The organism is Anoxybacteroides rupiense (assembly GCF_014196195.1).
GTDB lineage: Bacteria > Bacillota > Bacilli > Bacillales > Anoxybacillaceae > Anoxybacteroides > Anoxybacteroides rupiense.
On sequence record NZ_JACIDF010000001.1, the window covers coordinates 376,281 to 394,904 of the forward strand.

The window sequence follows — 18,624 nt, forward strand, 5'->3', positions numbered from 1 at the left end:
AAACAGGGAAAGTAAAGGAGAAGAATAAATGAATTTCCGCTGTAAGAAATAAGTGGGGACATTATCAAAAAATTTAAAGGAAAACGGAAGCCACAAAAACTGACAGCTGTGTCATAAGGAAGCTGTCAGTTTTTTTAAAATAGCGAAACAACCATATTTGATGGTACGCGTGCGAATCGTTTCACGGTCTCCGCTTAACAATAATGCATGCACTTCCGTTTCTTGTCCGCTGATCGATATTCCTACGTACACCGTTCCGACCGGCTTTCCTTCTAGAGGATCAGGCCCTGCCACTCCTGTAAAACTAATGCCAATATCCGCTTTGCAAAAGGAACGGACATGCTCCGCTAGCAACTTCGCGCATGGTTCACTCACCGCTCCGTCTGTTGCCAGCACAGAAGCAGGGACAGAAAGAACTTGCTCCTTTATTTCGTTTGTATAGCAAACAACCCCGCCTTTTACTATTTGAGAAGCTCCAGAAATAGCCGTCAGCTCGGCAGTAAACCGACCGCCTGTTAAGCTCTCAGCAGCCGCCACTGTTTTATTTTGCTCCTTTAGCCGCTCGACTAGCTTTGAAAACAACGTATCGTTGTCATATCCATACACATATTGACCGACGCGGCGGGCAATGGCGGCTTCCGTCTCATCAAGCAGTTTTTTTGCTTCCAAAGATGATTCATGTTTGGCTGTCAAACGTAATGTGACCTCTCCATCACCTGCAAGTGGCGCAATCGTCGGATTGGATTGCTGGTCAATTAAATCGGCAATTTCTGTTTCCAACTGAGATTCGCCAATGCCAAAAAAACGCAATACTCTTGATTCAATGCGCTCATGACGCTCCAGCTTGCTCATAAGAAAGGGGCGGCCATATTGAATAAACATAGGCCTCATTTCTTTTGGAGGGCCAGGCAAAAGCATGTAGGTAATCGACGCAATCGTCAGAGCCATGCCTGGAGCCATTCCGTAGTCATTTTTCAACACTTCTGCTCCTTGTAATACAAGCGCCTGCTTTTTATTATTTTCCGTCATCGTTCGCTTGGTTCGTTTGAAATACTCCTCAATTGATCGAAGCGCTTCCTGATCCATCACAAGCTCCCGCTGCAAGAGATGAGCGATCGTTTCCTTCGTCAGATCATCTTTTGTCGGTCCAAGCCCACCTGTAAAAATAATCAGATTGGCCCTTTTTTGGGCTGCTTTGACCGCCGCTTCGAGCCTCGTTGCATTGTCGCCGACAACGGTATGAAAATAAACATTAATCCCTAATTCAGCAAGCTGCTGCGATAAAAACTGAGCGTTTGTATTCGCAATTTGCCCCAATAGCAGCTCTGAGCCGACCGCAATAATTTCAGCATTCAATGGCCGCTTCCCCTTTCTTCTTGGTTATTTGGAATGTAAAAAAGCATGCTTGTTTTTCAAAAAATAGTCCCAGCCAGACCAAATCGTAAAGATGACCGCTACCCAAAGAGCTAAATCGGCAAACGGAAAAGAAATAAACGCAAATGGCCAATTATGGAGGAGAAGTGCGGCGATCGCGACAATTTGTGTCCATGTTTTAATTTTTCCAAGCATGTTGGCCGCCACCACTTCTCCTTCTCCTGCCAACACAAGACGAAGTCCTGTAACCGCGAACTCTCGACTAATAATGACGATCACCATCCAAGATGGCGCATAATTCAAATCCACTAACACAATCAAAGCTGCGGAAACAAGTAGTTTATCCGCAAGAGGGTCTAAAAATTTTCCCAAATTCGTTACAAGCTGATATTTACGGGCATAGTAGCCATCAATCCAGTCCGTAGCTGATGCGATAATGAAAATGACCGCACCGACCAAATGGGTTACAGGCAGCGAATAGGCTCCTGCTTCAATGTTCCCCCATCGAAAAGGAACGAGCATCACAATCAAAAAGAGAGGAATGAGCATAATGCGTGCTATCGTAATTTTATTCGGTAAATTCACAATCCATACCTCCGCTGCTGAACATGCAAAAGCCATCTACGACATAGATGACTCAGGCTTTTTCAATATCAGTTTAATTTTTTGGTATACCTCTTCTTTCGGATCAATCGGATAAGTCACCGGTTGTCCGTTCACCTTCATGTCTACATCTAATGTCCGACCGATTTTTACTAAAACCTCCGATTCCGACGTTAGATCAAACGTTTGGGTTTGTCCATTTGTCAAGTTCCCTTGGAAAAAGCTGTGGCCCTTTCCGTTGAATACTCCGATCCAAGAAGCTCCCTTCGATGTGAGCTCAAGCTTTAGCTCGTTGGCGGTCACCTCGATGGTAGACGTATTCCCCGTCTTTTCTATCACATGGAAAATAGGAGCAGAAGTGGATTCGTTCGAATCATCCTTATCTGCTTCTTTCTGTGTCTTTTCTTTTGCAGCTTTGCTGCTTTTCTTTTCTTTTTCCACTGCTTTTTCCAGCGGTGAATTTTTAGGACGTTCGACTTCTGTCGCTTCGCTGGTCATTGGTTGCTGCTGTTCTGCTTTTTGACCGCCGCGCTGCAAGAAAATCCACAGCACGACTGCCAATGCCACAATAACAGCCGCGATAAGCAGTTTTGGAAGCATGGACAGCCACTTGTCATGCTTCATCGAAACCTGCTGCCTGCTTTTTACGCGAGAAAGCTGCTCTGAAAATTCTTCCTGCTGCGACGAAGGGATTTCATGCTCGTATTCATGAAAAAGCTCCTCGGGATCCAGCCCTACTGCCTCAGCATATTGCTTAATAAATGCCCGAACATAAAAATTGCCTGGCATAATCGCATAGTTTCCTTCTTCAATGCCAAGTAAGTAACGTTTTTGGATTTTCGTGATGTCCTGTAATTCGTCTAAACTAATTTTTTTCGCTTCTCTCGCCTCTTTTAATCGTTTACCTAATTCCGTCAACGATAACACCTTCCACCTTTTTCTTAAAAATCAAATTCAGAAAAACCGTCGTGGGAAAACAGCGTCTGCTGATCCACAACATCGTATGTAATCTCCTCGGATGGATCATTCCGCAATTCAATAATATAGTCAAAATCATCCAGCGAATACTCCGTATGGCGAACAAAAATATCTGGATGCTCAACAACCTTTGTCGCTTCCAGCCGCATCAGCTCGCGTATAAGCTGCCAATGCCGCTCATTAGCTCGGCGGGTCGATACGATGCCATCCATGATAAAAATGTTGTTTTCACTGTATTCATCTTCAATAAGCTGGCTGCGAACCGTTTGCTTAATCAATGTTGATGACACGAACAGCCACCGCTTATTGGCGCACACGCTCGCCGCAACAATCGACTCGGTTTTTCCAACGCGCGGCATGCCGCGAATACCAATCAGCTTATGGCCTTTTTCCTTAAAAATTTCAGCCATAAAATCAACAAGCAAGCCAAGCTCATTACGCACAAACCGAAACGTCTTTTTGTCATCTACATCGCGTTGGATATAGCGCCCATGCCTTACCGCTAGACGATCAAGCAGCCTTGGCTGCCGCAGCTTGATAATCGTGATATTGTCCATCGTCCGCAAAATAGAGGAAAGCCGCTCAATTTGCTCGTTATTCCGACAGCGAAGAAGCATGCCGCGCCGTGAATCATCAACACCATTAATTGTAACGATATTAATGGACAGCATTCCTAAAAGAGATGCGATGTCTCCTAGCAGCCCCGGACGATTAATATGAATTTCATATTCTAAATACCATTCTTGTTTTTCCATCGCATTTCCTCCCCTCGCGCTTAAGGAGACACATGTATGAGGTGATAAATTCATACTACTATAATATCAATATGAAACGCAATAGAAAAGGAAAGCAAACACAACCATTTCATTTATTCATGAAAAAAGAGAGGAAAGCCCTCTCTTAGTGTCTCTGTACTAATTTCACCATCATATTAGCAATCGCATGCTGTTCTTGCTCATCAGCTACGCTCCATAAATCGGAAAGAAGGCGCTCTTCAGGATTTTTCGGATCGATTTGCTTCGCTAAATAATCGCCAATCTGATAAGCAACATCCGAAATCACTTCTTGACCAAGTCCTTGATGCTTTGCTTGCTCAAGGCGTTCGCCTAAGAAATCTTTCCATTGTTCGAAGTTATCGAGTACAGACATGTTTGTTTCCTCCTCCTATTCAGTTTCACCAATAGTTTATCTATTTGACGTAAAAATATACTTACGTGTTAGCAATACCATCCTCCATTTACACTAATCACTTGCCCTGTAATATAGGAGGCGTCTTCCGAGAGTAAAAAAGAAACGGTTTTCGCTACTTCACTTGGCATTCCAATTCTTCCAAGCGGAATTTCCTCTTCTAATTCCTTTATCTCTGTTTCGCTAAATGGCTCAAGCATGTCTGTACGAATCGCCCCTGGAGCAACAGCATTTACGCGAATGCCGCTTGGCGCCAATTCTTTTGCCAGCGCTTTAACAAACGCGTTCTGTCCCCCTTTAACCATTGAATAAACCACTTCACACGAAGCACCTGTCAATCCCCATATGGATGAAATGATAATAATATTTCCATGTTTTTTCTTAATCATCGGCGAAAGCAATTTTTTCGTTAATAGAACAGGGCTTGTCACATGAAGCTGTACCATTCTTTGTACAAGCTCATCACTCATATCCGTTATTAGCCCGTAGTAGCTGATACCGCAATTATGAATCATAACATCGAGCGGGCGGTCAATTTGAGCAAGTAGCGTCTGCACGCCATCCTGCCGAGAAAGATCTGCTTGCACCGCAGCAGTATAAACGTTAGACAACTGCTGTTGCAGGGCTTGAACGTTTTCATAATGTCGGTGATAATGCAAAAAAAGCCCGTACCCTTTAGCAGCTAATTCTTGAGCAATACTCGCGCCAATGCCACCGCTCGCTCCCGTAATAAGTGCATATTTCATCAAGATCCCCCTAAAAAAGCATCCTTTTGTGCAAAAGGATGCTTTTTTGCTTTATTCTTTCGGAACAACCTGGCAAACCGCCAACTGCTTCTGATGAAAGCATTCGTTAGCGACTTTCATTATATCATGAATCGTCAATGACTCCAGTACCGGCACGACTTCAAATAGACTCATCTCATGAAAGGCATATCGCGTAAATTGGTTGGCGATATATTCTGGAGAGTTCAAAGAGCGTAGAAACGCGCCGATCTTTTTCTTTTTCACCCGTTCTAAATCCTCTTGCGCTAACGGCGAGTCCTGAAATGTTAAAATCACCTGCTTAATTTCCGTAGCTAATTTCTCAGGATCATTTGTATCACCGCCAATAACGGCAAAACCGAACTGTTCTTCCTCCGTATAGTCGTAAGCAAACGTTTCATCAATTAACCCTTGCTGGTATAATCGCTCATAATGCTGTGAGCTTTTTCCGAATAAATAATCAAGCAGGACATTCATCGCTAGCTCATGTTTTAATTTTTCCTTCCCTTTTTGCTTGACGGCTTTTGCCTTAATGCCGACCAAACATTTACTCGTTTGAACATGCATTGGAAGCACATGCTTTTCCTTGGCCACTTCCTCTGGTTCTTGATAGTGAAATCGTTGAATTTCAGATGCTTTTGGAAATGATTTTTTTGCTTGATTGCGACGAATTTGCTCCATCATCGCTTTCTCATCGACTGGTCCGGCAATAAACAGCAGCATGTTGCTTGGATGGTAAAATGTTCCATAGCACTCATATAACAAGTCTTTTGTGATATCAGCAATTGATTCCACTGTTCCAGCAATATCGATTTTGACCGGATGCTGCTGATACATGCTTTCAATCAATCCAAAATAGACACGCCAATCCGGATTATCGTCATACATGCGAATTTCTTGGCCGATAATTCCTTTTTCTTTTTCGACCGTTTGCTCAGAAAAATAAGGAGTTTGAACGAAATCCATCAGCGTTTCTAAATTTTTCTCAACATTTGCCGTGCTTGAAAATAAATAAGCGGTTCTGGTAAACGATGTAAACGCATTGGCTGAAGCCCCTTGTTTACTGAATTGCTGAAACACATCGCCGTCTTCCTTCTCAAACAGCTTATGCTCAAGAAAGTGGGCGATCCCGTCCGGCACGCGCTTCATCTCTGTTGTGCCAAGCGGGACGAATTGATTATCCACTGATCCATATTTAGTCGTAAATGTTGCGTATGTTTTATTGAAGGATTTTTTTGGTAAAATGTATACATCTAAGCCATTGGGCATTTTTTCATAATAAAGCTGCTCCTGTAGCTGTTCATACACAATCTTTTCCATTACTTTTCCCCCTCCATTCCGGTAAGGAAGTAAATCGTATCAAGCTCAATCTGATTAGCAACACGAACGATATCTTCGCGCTGTACCTTTTCGGTTCCAGAAAGCCACTCGTCAATAGGCCGTTTTCGTTCTGAAACCACGTTATGGTAGAGCACTTCTACCATCCCTCTTGGCGTATCAAGCGTCTCAAGCAGCTGGTTGCGAATGACCGCCTTTGTTTGCTCGATTTCGTTGTCGCTAAATTCCCCTTGCTTCATCGCGTTCATTTGCTCATGAATGATTTGCATCGCTTTTTCGTAATTGGCTGGCTCAATTCCTGACATCACCATCAAAAGCCCTTTATGACTCTCCAACCGAGAAGCAGCATAATAAGCAAGGCTCGCTTTTTCGCGAACATTAATAAAGAGCTTGGAGTGCGAAAATCCCCCGAATATGCCGTTGAATACCTGTAAGGCATAGTAGTCATCATCGTCATACGTAATCTGGGTCCGATAGCCGATGTTCAGTTTTCCTTGCTTGATATCCTGCTTTTCTACAACTTCATGGACATTTGCCACTTTTTTCGGCTCGACATGCGGTTTCTCAGCTGTTCTCGGAAGCTGTCCAGGAAGCTGAAGATGCTGTTGAACCGCTTCAAGCGCACTGGTTTCCTCAATGTCCCCGATAATGTATAGATCCACCTCATCTTCTTGTAACGCCTTTTTGTAATAAGTAAATAATGTGTCTGGCGTAATGGCCTCCACATCTTCGAGTTGGCCATGAGACGGCAACGCATACGGTTCATTTTTGCACATTTCCTCCACTAGCCGCAAATTGGCATAGCGCATTTTATCATCATATGCAGATTGAATCCGCTGCTTTAACGCCCGTTTCTCTTGTTCAACAATCTGCGAAACAAAGCGCCCGTTTTCTAACGCTGGGTGCAGGATGATTTCACTTAAAAGTTGAATCGCCTTATTCAAGAGAGGAGAGGCGTCTTTTAAAAATTTTTCATTCGCCACATCGAGCCGGATCGTGATAATATGAAATTCTCCTTTTTTTGTCAAATCGACATTGAGCATGGCTCCATATAGCTCATCTAAATAAGTTCTAAGCGTTTTCATGCTTGGATGCGTCTTTGTGCCGCTTTGCAGCACATATGGCAAAAGAGCGCGCAATGTTACCGTTTCTTTAGATAAAGGGGCTTTCATCTTCCAAACGAGCGTGCTTGTTTTATATTTATCCGTTTGAACGAAATGCGTGCGGAAGCCTTGAGTAGTGATCGTATTTTCACGGATCAAAAAAACTCCTCCTCTTCATTTGTATTTTTTGCGAATCATTCTAGCTTATTTTTCCTTATCACCAATATACATTTTTGCCAAAATAAAATGCAAATAACAAACAAAAAAAGAACTCGATCGAATCAATCGAGTTCTTCTAAATAGGATTATCGCTTCCCTTTTACATACGGTGTGCCGAGCGCTTTTGGAGCATCGGCGCGGCCGATAAATCCCGTTAAAGCTAAAATAGTTAATACATATGGGGCAATGAGCAAATAAACCGTTGGCACGTTCTTTAAGAACGGGATGGTTTGTCCCACAATACTTAAGCTTTGGGCCAAGCCGAAAAACAACGCAGCCCCCATCGCACCAAGCGGATGCCACTTACCAAAAATCATCGCGGCAAGCGCCATAAAACCGTGTCCAGAAATGGTGGCATGGCTAAAATCACGGGAAATAATTGTCGCATAGACGGCACCGCCAAGTCCGCCGAGCGCACCGCTGATCATGACGGCAATATAACGCATTTTCGCGACGTTGATTCCCATTGTATCTGCTGCCATTGGGTGTTCGCCGACAGAGCGAAGGCGAAGGCCAAACGGTGTTTTAAATAAAATATACCAGACAACAAAAGCGAGGACGATTGCGATATAGGACGGAATATATCCGTTTGAGAAAAATAACGGGCCAATAATCGGAATATGGCTTAACACGGGAATATCAATTTTATCAAATCCCACTTGAATTTGGTCGGTTTGACCTTTCCCGTATATTTTTTTTACTAAAAACAAAGATAAGCCCACTGCCAAAAAGTTAATCGCCACACCGCTCACGACTTGGTCAGCACGAAACGTAATGGATGCGACAGCGTGAAGCAACGAAAAGATGGCACCCACAATCATCGCTACAATAAGCGCCAGCCAAGGAGTAAGCTCGCCGAACGAATCGGCAAAGGTCAAGTTGAAGACAATCCCCGTAAATGCTCCAATTACCATCAAGCCTTCCAATCCGATATTAACAACACCGGAACGTTCGCTGAATACACCGCCAAGCGCAGTGAAAATAAGTGGAGCGGCAAAGAAAAGCGCCGAAGGAATAATAATTTGTAACATTTCGTAAACGCCCACTTATTTTCCCTCCTTTTTAAAACGAGATAATAATAGACGAATAAGATAGCTAGATGCTACGAAGAAAATAATTAACGCGATGACAATATCGACAAGCTCTGTAGGTACATCCGCACTTGACGGCATTTCGAGCGCTCCTACCTTCAGTGCCCCAAATAAAAGCGCAGATAAAATAATTCCGAACGCGTTATTGCTTCCAATTAACGCAACCGCGATCCCATCGAAACCGATGCCGGTAAAGCCTGCTTTTACAGAGATATTTCCGAACGTGCCGAGCCCTTCCATCGCTCCAGCAACTCCGGCAAACGCACCGGAAATGACCATTGATAAAATAATGTTGCGCGGAACATTCATTCCTGCGTATTGAGAAGCATGCTGGTTAAAGCCGACAGCACGCAATTCATATCCTTTTGCTGTTTTTTCAAGCAAAAACCACATGATAATTGCACCGATTAAGGAAATAATAATTCCATAGTGCAACGTTGAATAATCAGTAATGGATTGAAGAAATTCTGATTGCAATGATGCCGATGGATGAACGGTCTCTGATTTAAATCCTTTATCAGAAAGCACAGAACGAATAATGGCATTCGTTACATGCAAAGCGATATAGTTCATCATAATCGTGATAATGACTTCATGCACTTTAAAACGTGCCTTTAAAAACCCGGGGATGAACGCCCATAGCGCTCCCGCCGCTGCCGCTGCCAAAATTGCCAGCGGTAAATGAATCACTTTTGGCAAATCGAGCGAAACCCCTACCCATACTGAAGCAAGCCAGCCAACAATCAGTTGTCCCTCTACTCCAATATTAAAAAGTCCTGTGCGGAAAGCAAAGGCTACCGCTAAACCTGCAAGGATATAAGGGGTGGTTTGACGAATCGTTTCCCCAATATAATAGCTGTCGCCAAACGATCCATATAAAAGGGCTGAATATCCCGCAATAGGATTATACCCGCTTACAAGCATGACAATGGATCCGGCGATCACTCCAAGCAATACAGCAAATACTGGAATAAGAAATTTCGTTAGACGACTTGAATTCATGAAGAAACACCTGCTTCCTTCTGTTTACTGCCTGCCATTAGCAAACCGAGCTCTTGCTCTGTCGTTTCCTTCGGATCGACAATGGCAACGATTTTTCCTTCGTAAATCACAGCAATGCGATCACTGACATTCATGACTTCATCTAATTCAAAAGAAACAAGCAGCACCGCTTTCCCTTGATCCCGTTGCTCAATCAAGCGTTTATGAATAAACTCAATCGCTCCGACATCCAGTCCGCGTGTTGGTTGTGCAGCAATCAACAGCTCCGGATTGCGATCCACTTCGCGGCCGATGATAGCCTTTTGCTGGTTACCGCCAGATAAAGCGCGAGCTGGCGTATATTCGTCTGGTGTACGCACATCGAACTCGGCAATCAATTGGCGTGCTTTGTCATAAATCGCCTTAAAGTTTAAGACACCATTCTTGGAATACGGTTTTTTGTAATAGGTTTGCAATACCATATTTTCGCCAATCGGAAAATCAAGAACGAGCCCATGCTTATGCCGGTCTTGTGGAATATGTCCTACCCCAGCTTCTGTAATTTTACGCGGGGAAAGATTGAAAATATCTTGTCCATTTAAAAGAATGGATCCGGATTCCGCTTTCAGAAGACCTGTAATGGCTTCGATGAGCTCGGTTTGTCCATTGCCATCCACTCCGGCAATGCCGACAATTTCCCCCGCACGAACAGTTAAATTCAAATGGTCAACGACGGTGACTCCCCGAGCATCTTTTACGACTAGATCCTTGATTTCTAGCACTTCTTTGCTAGGCTGTGCCGGTTTTTTATCGGTTTTAAACTGCACTTCACGGCCTACCATCAGCGCGGCGAGTTCATTTGGATTCGTATCGGCAACATTGAGTGTATCAATGCCTTTTCCGCGGCGAATGACCGTCACGCGATCGCATACTTCCATAATTTCTTTTAATTTGTGCGTGATTAAAATAATCGATTTCCCTTCGCGGACGAGTGCTTTCATAATTTGAATGAGCTCTTGAATTTCCTGCGGTGTTAAAACAGCAGTCGGTTCGTCAAAAATAAGAATTTCCGCACCGCGATATAACGTTTTTAAAATTTCTACGCGCTGCTGCATTCCGACAGAAATATCAGCGATTTTCGCCGTTGGATCAACCGCTAATCCATAGCGTTCCGACAGCTCGCGCACTTGCTGCTCCGCATGCTTGATATCAATTTTTCCACCCTTTGTCGGTTCGCTTCCTAGAATAATATTTTCTGTTACCGTAAATGTATCGACAAGCATAAAATGCTGATGCACCATTCCGATGCCAAGATCGTTAGCGACATTTGGATTCGCGATTTTAACAGATTGCCCCTTTACTCGGATTTCTCCGCCGTCTGGCTGATACAGCCCAAACAGCACGTTCATCAGCGTCGATTTTCCAGCGCCGTTTTCTCCAAGCAAAGCATGGATTTCGCCTTTTTTTAATTGGAGAGTAATATTGTCGTTAGCGACGAAGTTTCCAAATACCTTTCGGATATTTAACATTTCAATTACGTATTCCAAACAAATTCACTCCTCTTAAATGAGCATGTTAAAATCATTAAATAAAAAGCTACAAATTTGTGTTTGTAACTTTTTATTTAATGATTTTGGGCGAATAAAAAGGCTAGTAAGCACTAGCCTTTTTATTCAATTTAACCCCTTATTTTAAGCTTGCTTCAAATTTTTTGTATTCGTCGCGAGTAGACGGCACTTTAACTTCGCCATTAATGATTTTTTGCTTCCATTCATCAACGGCCTTTAACACTTCCGGCTTGATGTTATCTTGAGTTGGCGCGATTCCTACCCCATTTTCAGGCAAACCATACTCAAGCGTTTTGCCGCCTGGGAATTGGCCTTCTTTCGCTTTTTTCGCTACATCGTATACCGCAACATCAACGCGCTTAACCATCGATGTCAATGTCACATTGTACGTTTTTCCGCCTACTGTGACTTCACCTTCTGGAGCCTGGTCTTTGTCAACGCCGATGACCCAAAGCTCACGGTTTGGATCTTTTGTTTTTAAGTCTTTTGCTTCAGAGAAGACACCATTACCTGTTGCGCCTGCTGCGTGGTAAATGACGTCAATGCCAGAAGCATACATGCTAGATGCGATCGCTTTTCCTTTATCCGCTTGGTCAAATGCTCCAGCGTATTGCACTTCTACCTTCGCATTTGGGTTTACAGACTTGACGCCTGCAAGGAATCCGCTTTCAAACTTCTCAATTAATGGGATTTCCATACCACCAACAAAACCGATTTTATTGGTTTTTGTTGTCAATCCAGCGACAACTCCTACAAGGAACGATCCTTCATGCTCTTTGAAGGTAATGCTCGCTACATTTGGCTTGTCCACTGTGCTGTCTACGATCGCAAAATGATTTTTTGGCTTTTGCTCAGCGATTTTCGTAATCGCATCTGTCATTAAATAACCAATTCCATAGATTAAATCGTAGTCGCTTCTAACAAGCTTGTTTAAATTTGTGGCATAGTCGGTATCGCTTTGCGATTGCAAATAATCGTAACCATCCTTGCCTTTTTTCATGCCATTTTCTTCACCAAATTTTTGCAATCCTTCCCAAGCAGATTGGTTAAACGATTTGTCGTCAATTCCGCCGACATCCGTTACCATTGCTACTGTAAAGCTGTCTTTCTTTTCTCCTGCGTTCTCATCGTTTCCACAGCCGCTAAGCAGCGTGCCGGCCGCAAGGACAAGAGAAAGAGCAAGACCCATGCGTTTTTTCTTCATCACTTTTACCCCCTAGTAAAAATAGTAACTAAAACCCCTTTATATTATCCAATAGATGTCGATGTTCTATGTATGAAATGTCACCCCCTTAAAAATGAACCCGTTTTCGCAGCACATGAAAGCTGAATTTATCAGATTTGAAATAGTTAATGGAATACAAAATGGGTTCATCGTTTTTATCAAAATGCATTTGCTTTAAAACAAGCAAAGCTGTTTCCGGATCGCATTGCAACGTTGGCGACACCTTTTCATGATAACCGACCGGTTCAATATGCGCTACCGCATAGGCAATATCATGATTCGTTTGACTTTGTAAATTTTCAAACAATGATTCGTGTTCGTAAGAAATTCCCTTCGGCAAGTATTTACAAGGAATTTTGTCAACACAGTACACGACTGGCTCACCGTCAGCTGTCCGTACCCGTTCCACAAGCAAAATTTCTTCAGAAGGCGAACATTGAAACCGACGTACATCTTCCTCTGTCGGACTTTGAACAGAAGAGGAAAGAAAAATCGTGCCCGGTTTTCGGCCGGCTTGTTTAATCATATCCGTTACACTGCTTAGCTGTTCAATGCCGGAGGTGAACATCGGCTTTGCATTCACAAATGTGCCGACTCCGTGTCTGCGGATAATGACGTTTTCTTCCTCTAAAATTCGAAGCGCTTCACGCAATGTAGCTCGGCTAACTCCGAGCTGCTTCGACAGCTCAAACTCTGATGGGAGCTTTTGCTTTTCCTTGTAAACGCCTGTTTCAATATCTTGTTTGATACGATCAATGACTTGCAAATATAGATGGCGATTATCAGATTTAATCGACATTCGAAAAGCCTCCACTCAATAGTTTGCAGATATCAGACCTCTGACGTAAGACAAATTAACCTAATCGACATTACTATAACACTTTTTCGCTCATAAATAAATAGGGAATAAAAATTTTGTCGAAAAAAGCAAATATCATTAACGTAAGCGTTTTCAATATGACATGATAATTCAAGCAAATCATTTAAGATTTGCTTGAATTATCCATTATGCTACGATGTTTTCGCGTTTTCTTTTGCCACGAGAACAGCGCGCGGCTTACTTCCTTCGTAAGGGCCGACAACTCCTCTTGCTTCCATCGCATCAATCAATCTGGCAGCACGGTTGTATCCGATGCGGAAGCGGCGCTGCAGCATGGAAACAGAAGCGCTTTGCATTTCCACAACAAGCTGGACCGCTTCCTCGTAAAGCTCGTCGTCAAAATCGGCTTCTTCCTCTACCGTGTCATCTGGAATCATTTCCTCTTGATATTGCGCTTTTTGCTGTGAAACGACAAACTGCACAATCGCCTCGACTTCTTCATCTGATACAAAAGCGCCTTGTACGCGAATCGGCTTAGCGGCTCCCATTGGCAAAAACAGCATGTCACCTCGGCCTAGCAGCTTCTCCGCTCCTCCCATATCTAAAATCGTGCGCGAATCCGTTTGCGAAGAAACACTAAAGGCAATTCGCGATGGGATGTTCGCCTTAATGACTCCTGTAATGACATCTACAGAAGGACGCTGGGTAGCGATAATTAAATGGATGCCAGCCGCTCGGGCCATTTGCGCAAGCCGTGTAATCGAGTCTTCCACATCGGATGAAGCGACCATCATTAAATCGGCGAGCTCATCAACAATCACCACGATATATGGAAGCAGCGGTTGCTTGGCACTCGATTGTTGATTATACCGCTGAATATACTCGTTATATCCCTCAATATTTCTCATTCCCGTATGCGAAAACAGCTCGTATCGTCGCTCCATTTCGCTCACCACTTTTTTTAATGCTTGTGACGCTTTTTTCGGATCTGTCACAACGGGAGCTAATAAATGCGGGATGCCGTTATATACACTAAGCTCCACCATTTTCGGATCAATCATCATCATTTTGACTTCATGCGGCTTAGCACGCATCAACAGACTGGTAATCATTCCGTTAATACAGACGCTTTTTCCGCTTCCTGTTGCCCCAGCGACTAACAGATGAGGCATTTTGTTAAGCTCTGCCACGATGGCTTCCCCTGAGATATCTCTTCCCAAGCCAATGACAAGCTTAGCATCGGGCTTGTAATTCTCGGTGGCTTCCAATACTTCCCGCAATGAAACAGTGGCTATTTCTTCATTGGGCACCTCGATGCCGATCGCTGATTTTCCGGGAATCGGCGCTTCAATGCGAATGTCCTTTGCAGCGAGGGCAAGAGCCAAGTCGTCGCTTAAGTTGACAATTTTGCTCACTTTCACACCGACATCAGGATATACTTCATACTTTGTAACAGCGGGACCAAGATGAACCTGCGTGACTTTCGCTTTGACTCCAAAGCTCTGAAAAGTCTTTTCAAGCTTCCGAGCATTTGCATAAATATTGTCATGATCTTTTGCTTGATTTGCCGGCTTCGGAAGCCGAAGAAGCTCAAGCGGCGGCAATTGATAATCGACATTTTCCATTTCCGTAAACGACATAGGAGGATTCTGTCCTTCCTCGTCATCCTCTTCTTGCTCAATCGGATCTGCAGTCTGTTCATTTGCTCTTACTGCACTAAAATCAGAAATAATGGGGGGCAATGATATTTCCTCTTCCTCATCAGCCGCTTGTTCACTCTCTTCTTCTTTTGTTTGATATGTATCTGAACTGGCCGTATCCGATCTCCGTCTCGTTTTTGTTCTTTTTTTCCAGCTGCCTTTGATATCGATGATAAACTCGTTCCATTGCTCGCGCACAAAGGAAACGATCCAAGCAATGACTTTTCCGACCGTTTCATTCAGCGATTTTCCGCTAACTAAAAGCGCACCAGCCACGAAAAGAATCAGGCATATCCATTTTGTGCCGAGCTCATCAAACAATTGGTAGCTTGCAGCGAACAAAAGCGCACCTACCATCCCGCCCCCTAAATCTGGATAGGAGGATGCCCCCTTCATTTCCTGCCAAAAAAGCTCCCATGTCGTGCGGATAATGCTAGGATCTTGAAACTTTCCTTGCCGAGACAATAAATGAAACAACGTTTGATGGCTTAGCAATAAAAGAGCAGCAGCCATCGTATAAACGCCGAGCAGCCAGCGGTTAACAAGCGGAGGCCACATACGTTTCCAAATGACATAGATAGAAGCTAAAAGCAAGCCGAGCAATAGGAGGATATGCCACTCACCAAGAAAAAAGCGGGCAAACGATACAAGCGTCTGACCTACTAATCCAAGCCGCGCCATTCCAATAACGGATAGAGCAAGCATAAGCAATCCTGTCAGTTCAAAACGAAAAGTTGTTTTCCATGTTTGGTTTTTTGCTTGTTTTTTTGTTTGTTTTTTTTGCTGACGCTTACGTTTTGCCATATTTACTCACTCCGATACAAAACTGGAAATGTCGAAAAAAGCAGCCAAGACTGGCTGCTTTTTTCGCTTGTATTTATTATATCATGCTTAGATCTAGAATTCATTAAGTTTCGAACGACGAAGGAAATCTCTCACCAGGTGCATATTTTTGCTGCAAAAAATCAGCAGGATTTGTGCTTAAATTGCGGACAATCTGCCATTCCTTTGTTTCTGTTTCCTCCACAAGAAATGGAATGCCGTCATAATAAATCACTTTTTGCTTCGTGTACTCGCTGCTGTCTGTTTGAAAAATGAGATGCTCCGGCATCATCGTATATAAGATCATTGCAGCATCGTCCCCTCTGATTTTTTCGCATCAATCATTTCGCGCAGCTTTTTCATTGCTTGAGCTACGCCGCCTACCTCATCAATTAATCCATATTGTACGGCGTCCGGTCCCACCACATTTGTACCGATGTCACGTGTTAAGTTTCCTTTGGAAAACATAAGCTCTTTAAATTTTTCTTCGGTAATTTTTGAATGCTTTGTCACAAAACGAACCACTCGTTCCTGCATTTTATCTAAGTATTCAAATGTTTGTGGTACACCAATGACAAGCCCTGTTAAGCGAATCGGATGAATCGTCATTGTTGCCGTCTCGGTGATGAATGAATAATGACACGAAACAGCGATCGGCACCCCGATGGAGTGTCCTCCTCCTAAAACAATCGAAACAGTCGGCTTAGACAGTGATGCAAGCATTTCAGCAATGGCTAACCCCGCTTCTACATCGCCACCAACCGTATTCAACACCACAAGCAGGCCTTCGATATTTGGATTTTGCTCAATGGCTACAATTTGTGGTATGACATGCTCATATTTTGTTGCTTTATTTTGCGGAGGAAGCTGGATATGCCCCTCAATCTGCCCAACAATCGTTAAACAATGTATATTGGTATCCTGAGTCATTTGCGGTACATTCGTTTGGCCAAGCTGTTGAATATTTTCCGCAACCTGTTCATTTTTTTCACGATTTGGATCGGATTCTGACTCAAATGCTATGTATCGCTCCTTCTCCATCAGCATGCTCCTTTCTTATCATCATACCATTAGTATGTTCTATCTATTAAATAAAAATGCCGATGGAAGGATTCTCCTCCCATCGGCAGCAACATTCGACTTTGAGCATGATTGCATTAAATTTCCATAATAATGGGTAAAATCATTGGCTTGCGTTTTGTTTTTTCGAATAAATATTGGCTGAGCGCCTCGCGCATGCCCATTTTTAATGAAGACCACTCAATCACATAATCTTGCAGGCATTTATTTACAATATTTGTTACCATTTTCGTCGCTTCATCCAGCAGCGTTTCTGATTCCCTCACATATACGAAGCCGCGAGAGATAATTTCAGGTCCAGCCACAATTTTTTTCGCTTCTTTGCTTAATGTTACGACGACAATTAAAATGCCGTCTTGGGAAAGAAGACGGCGATCGCGCAAGACAATGTTGCCAACATCCCCAATTCCTAAGCCGTCGATTAAGATGTTTCCGCACGGAACTTTGCCGCCAAAGCGCGCTTGACCATTACGGAATTCAACGACCTCACCTTTATCAATTAAGAATGTTCGTTCTTCGGAAATACCGACAGCTTTAGCTAGATTAGCGTGAGCTTTCTGCATGCGATATTCTCCGTGAACAGGAATAAAATAGCTTGGTTTCATTAAATTGAGCATCAGTTTGAGCTCTTCCTGGCACCCATGGCCGGATACATGTACATTTTTATAGACCACATGCGCTCCTGCACGATATAAGGCATCCATTGTCTTTAAGTGCAGCAGCTCATGCCCCGGCATTGGCGAAGCAGCAACAATAACCGTATCTCCTTCCTTGATGCTTACATGCTTATGTGTTTGCTTCGCCATTCGTACAAGAGCTCCCATGTGCTCTCCTCGCCCGCCTGTCGTCAAAATGACAAGCTCACGATCTTCGTATTGTTGGAGATCATGAATAGAAATGATCGTTTTTTCTGGAAGCTGCAGGTAGCCTAAGCGGACTGCCACATCCATCACTTTATGTATGTTCTTTCCAACAATCGCTACCTTTCTTCCGTGTTTTTTAGCCGCGTTCAGCACCTGCTGTATTCTTGTAATGTTGGACACATAGCAGGCAGCAATCACTCTTCCCGTTGCATTATAAACAACATCTGATATCGCTTCAGCAACACTCATATCAGATCCGGTATATCCCGGCTTTTCCGCATTCGTGCTGTCCGATAAAAGACACAAAACTCCTTTCTCGCCTATTTGCGCCATTTTCCCTAAATCAGCGTAGTTGGCCCCATACGGAGTTTGATCAAATTTGAAATCTCCGGTATATACGATCGCTCCTTGCGACGTATGGAAGCTAATTCCAACAGAATCTGGAATGCTATGAATCGTCCGAAAGAATGTGACGATCGTTTTGTCAAAAGCAATTTCGGAATCAGAACGAATTTCGATTAATGGAGCGCTAGCGCTTATTCCTTGCTCTTTTAGCTTCTCCTCAACTAATCCAAGCGTCAATTTCGTTCCATATACAGGAGCTGTAATTTTTTTCAACACGTAGGCAATAGCGCCAATGTGCTCTTCATGACCATGTGTTAAAAAGATCCCCTTAATCTGTTCTTTTCGCTCAACAAGATAGGAAATATCGGGAATGACCTTGTCAATCCCAAGCATTTCATCCTCTGGAAACATTAAGCCTGCATCAACCATAAAAATATCTTCATCCAATTCGATAATATACATATTTTTCCCGATTTCTCCTACTCCTCCAAGGGAAAATATGCGTATCTTTTCTACTTTTGTCCTCAATGGCACGTCCTCCTAATGTCAAACTAACCCGCTC

The 18,624-nt window shown here is 43.4% G+C and carries 17 protein-coding genes; all 17 read right to left on the reverse strand.

From position 1 onward, the window contains the following. Window positions 1-111: 111 nt before the first annotated feature. Window positions 112-1,356: a competence/damage-inducible protein A gene (locus GGQ95_RS01705; RefSeq protein WP_159719620.1), complete on the reverse strand. Its 1,245-nt coding sequence runs from the start codon at window positions 1,354-1,356 to the stop codon at window positions 112-114. Between the two features lie 24 nt (window positions 1,357-1,380). Next, window positions 1,381-1,959: a CDP-diacylglycerol--glycerol-3-phosphate 3-phosphatidyltransferase gene (gene pgsA, locus GGQ95_RS01710; RefSeq protein ID WP_044746072.1), complete on the reverse strand. Its 579-nt coding sequence runs from the start codon at window positions 1,957-1,959 to the stop codon at window positions 1,381-1,383. Window positions 1,960-1,995: 36 nt separating this feature from the next. Continuing rightward, window positions 1,996-2,895, reverse strand: a complete 900-nt coding sequence (locus GGQ95_RS01715; RefSeq protein ID WP_066147320.1) for a helix-turn-helix domain-containing protein — start codon at window positions 2,893-2,895, stop codon at window positions 1,996-1,998. Window positions 2,896-2,918: 23 nt separating this feature from the next. Then, window positions 2,919-3,710, reverse strand: coding sequence for a DUF3388 domain-containing protein (locus GGQ95_RS01720; protein ID WP_044746073.1), 792 nt, complete (start codon window positions 3,708-3,710; stop codon window positions 2,919-2,921). A 145-nt stretch (window positions 3,711-3,855) separates the two neighbouring features. After that, window positions 3,856-4,104 carry a DUF3243 domain-containing protein gene (locus tag GGQ95_RS01725; protein WP_044746074.1) on the reverse strand — a complete coding sequence of 83 codons (249 nt, stop codon included), beginning with the start codon at window positions 4,102-4,104 and terminating at the stop codon, window positions 3,856-3,858. Window positions 4,105-4,172: 68 nt separating this feature from the next. After that, window positions 4,173-4,889, reverse strand: coding sequence for an elongation factor P 5-aminopentanone reductase (gene ymfI / locus GGQ95_RS01730; RefSeq protein ID WP_066147318.1), 717 nt, complete (start codon window positions 4,887-4,889; stop codon window positions 4,173-4,175). Window positions 4,890-4,940: 51 nt separating this feature from the next. Then, a complete protein-coding gene (gene yfmH / locus GGQ95_RS01735; RefSeq protein WP_159719619.1) occupies window positions 4,941-6,227 on the reverse strand; it encodes an EF-P 5-aminopentanol modification-associated protein YfmH in 1,287 nt (428 codons plus the stop codon). After that, window positions 6,227-7,507, reverse strand: coding sequence for an EF-P 5-aminopentanol modification-associated protein YfmF (gene yfmF, locus GGQ95_RS01740; protein ID WP_044746077.1), 1,281 nt, complete (start codon window positions 7,505-7,507; stop codon window positions 6,227-6,229). The genes yfmH and yfmF overlap by 1 nt, the downstream gene beginning before the upstream one ends. Window positions 7,508-7,653: 146 nt before the next feature. After that, window positions 7,654-8,613: an ABC transporter permease gene (locus GGQ95_RS01745; protein ID WP_044746078.1), complete on the reverse strand. Its 960-nt coding sequence runs from the start codon at window positions 8,611-8,613 to the stop codon at window positions 7,654-7,656. Further along, window positions 8,614-9,660: an ABC transporter permease gene (locus GGQ95_RS01750; RefSeq protein WP_044746079.1), complete on the reverse strand. Its 1,047-nt coding sequence runs from the start codon at window positions 9,658-9,660 to the stop codon at window positions 8,614-8,616. Continuing rightward, window positions 9,657-11,186 (reverse strand): ABC transporter ATP-binding protein, encoded by a 1,530-nt coding sequence (gene nupO / locus GGQ95_RS01755; protein ID WP_044746080.1) that lies wholly within the window; start codon window positions 11,184-11,186, stop codon window positions 9,657-9,659. Before nupO ends, GGQ95_RS01750 begins: the two co-directional genes overlap by 4 nt. 139 nt (window positions 11,187-11,325) lie before the next feature. Further along, window positions 11,326-12,411: a BMP family lipoprotein gene (locus tag GGQ95_RS01760; RefSeq protein WP_183186266.1), complete on the reverse strand. Its 1,086-nt coding sequence runs from the start codon at window positions 12,409-12,411 to the stop codon at window positions 11,326-11,328. Between the two features lie 88 nt (window positions 12,412-12,499). Next, a complete protein-coding gene (locus tag GGQ95_RS01765; protein ID WP_044746082.1) occupies window positions 12,500-13,231 on the reverse strand; it encodes a GntR family transcriptional regulator in 732 nt (243 codons plus the stop codon). A 212-nt stretch (window positions 13,232-13,443) separates the two neighbouring features. Continuing rightward, window positions 13,444-15,756, reverse strand: a complete 2,313-nt coding sequence (locus tag GGQ95_RS01770) for a DNA translocase FtsK (protein WP_183186267.1) — start codon at window positions 15,754-15,756, stop codon at window positions 13,444-13,446. Between the two features lie 103 nt (window positions 15,757-15,859). Then, the gene (locus GGQ95_RS01775) at window positions 15,860-16,081 is read right to left on the reverse strand and encodes a YlzJ-like family protein (RefSeq protein WP_066147308.1); all 222 of its coding nucleotides are present in this window, start codon (window positions 16,079-16,081) and stop codon (window positions 15,860-15,862) included. After that, window positions 16,078-16,815, reverse strand: coding sequence for a ClpP family protease (locus tag GGQ95_RS01780; RefSeq protein ID WP_066147306.1), 738 nt, complete (start codon window positions 16,813-16,815; stop codon window positions 16,078-16,080). Before GGQ95_RS01780 ends, GGQ95_RS01775 begins: the two co-directional genes overlap by 4 nt. Before the next feature lie 116 nt (window positions 16,816-16,931). Beyond that, window positions 16,932-18,590 carry a ribonuclease J gene (locus GGQ95_RS01785; RefSeq protein ID WP_183186268.1) on the reverse strand — a complete coding sequence of 553 codons (1,659 nt, stop codon included), beginning with the start codon at window positions 18,588-18,590 and terminating at the stop codon, window positions 16,932-16,934. Window positions 18,591-18,624: the final 34 nt, after the last annotated feature.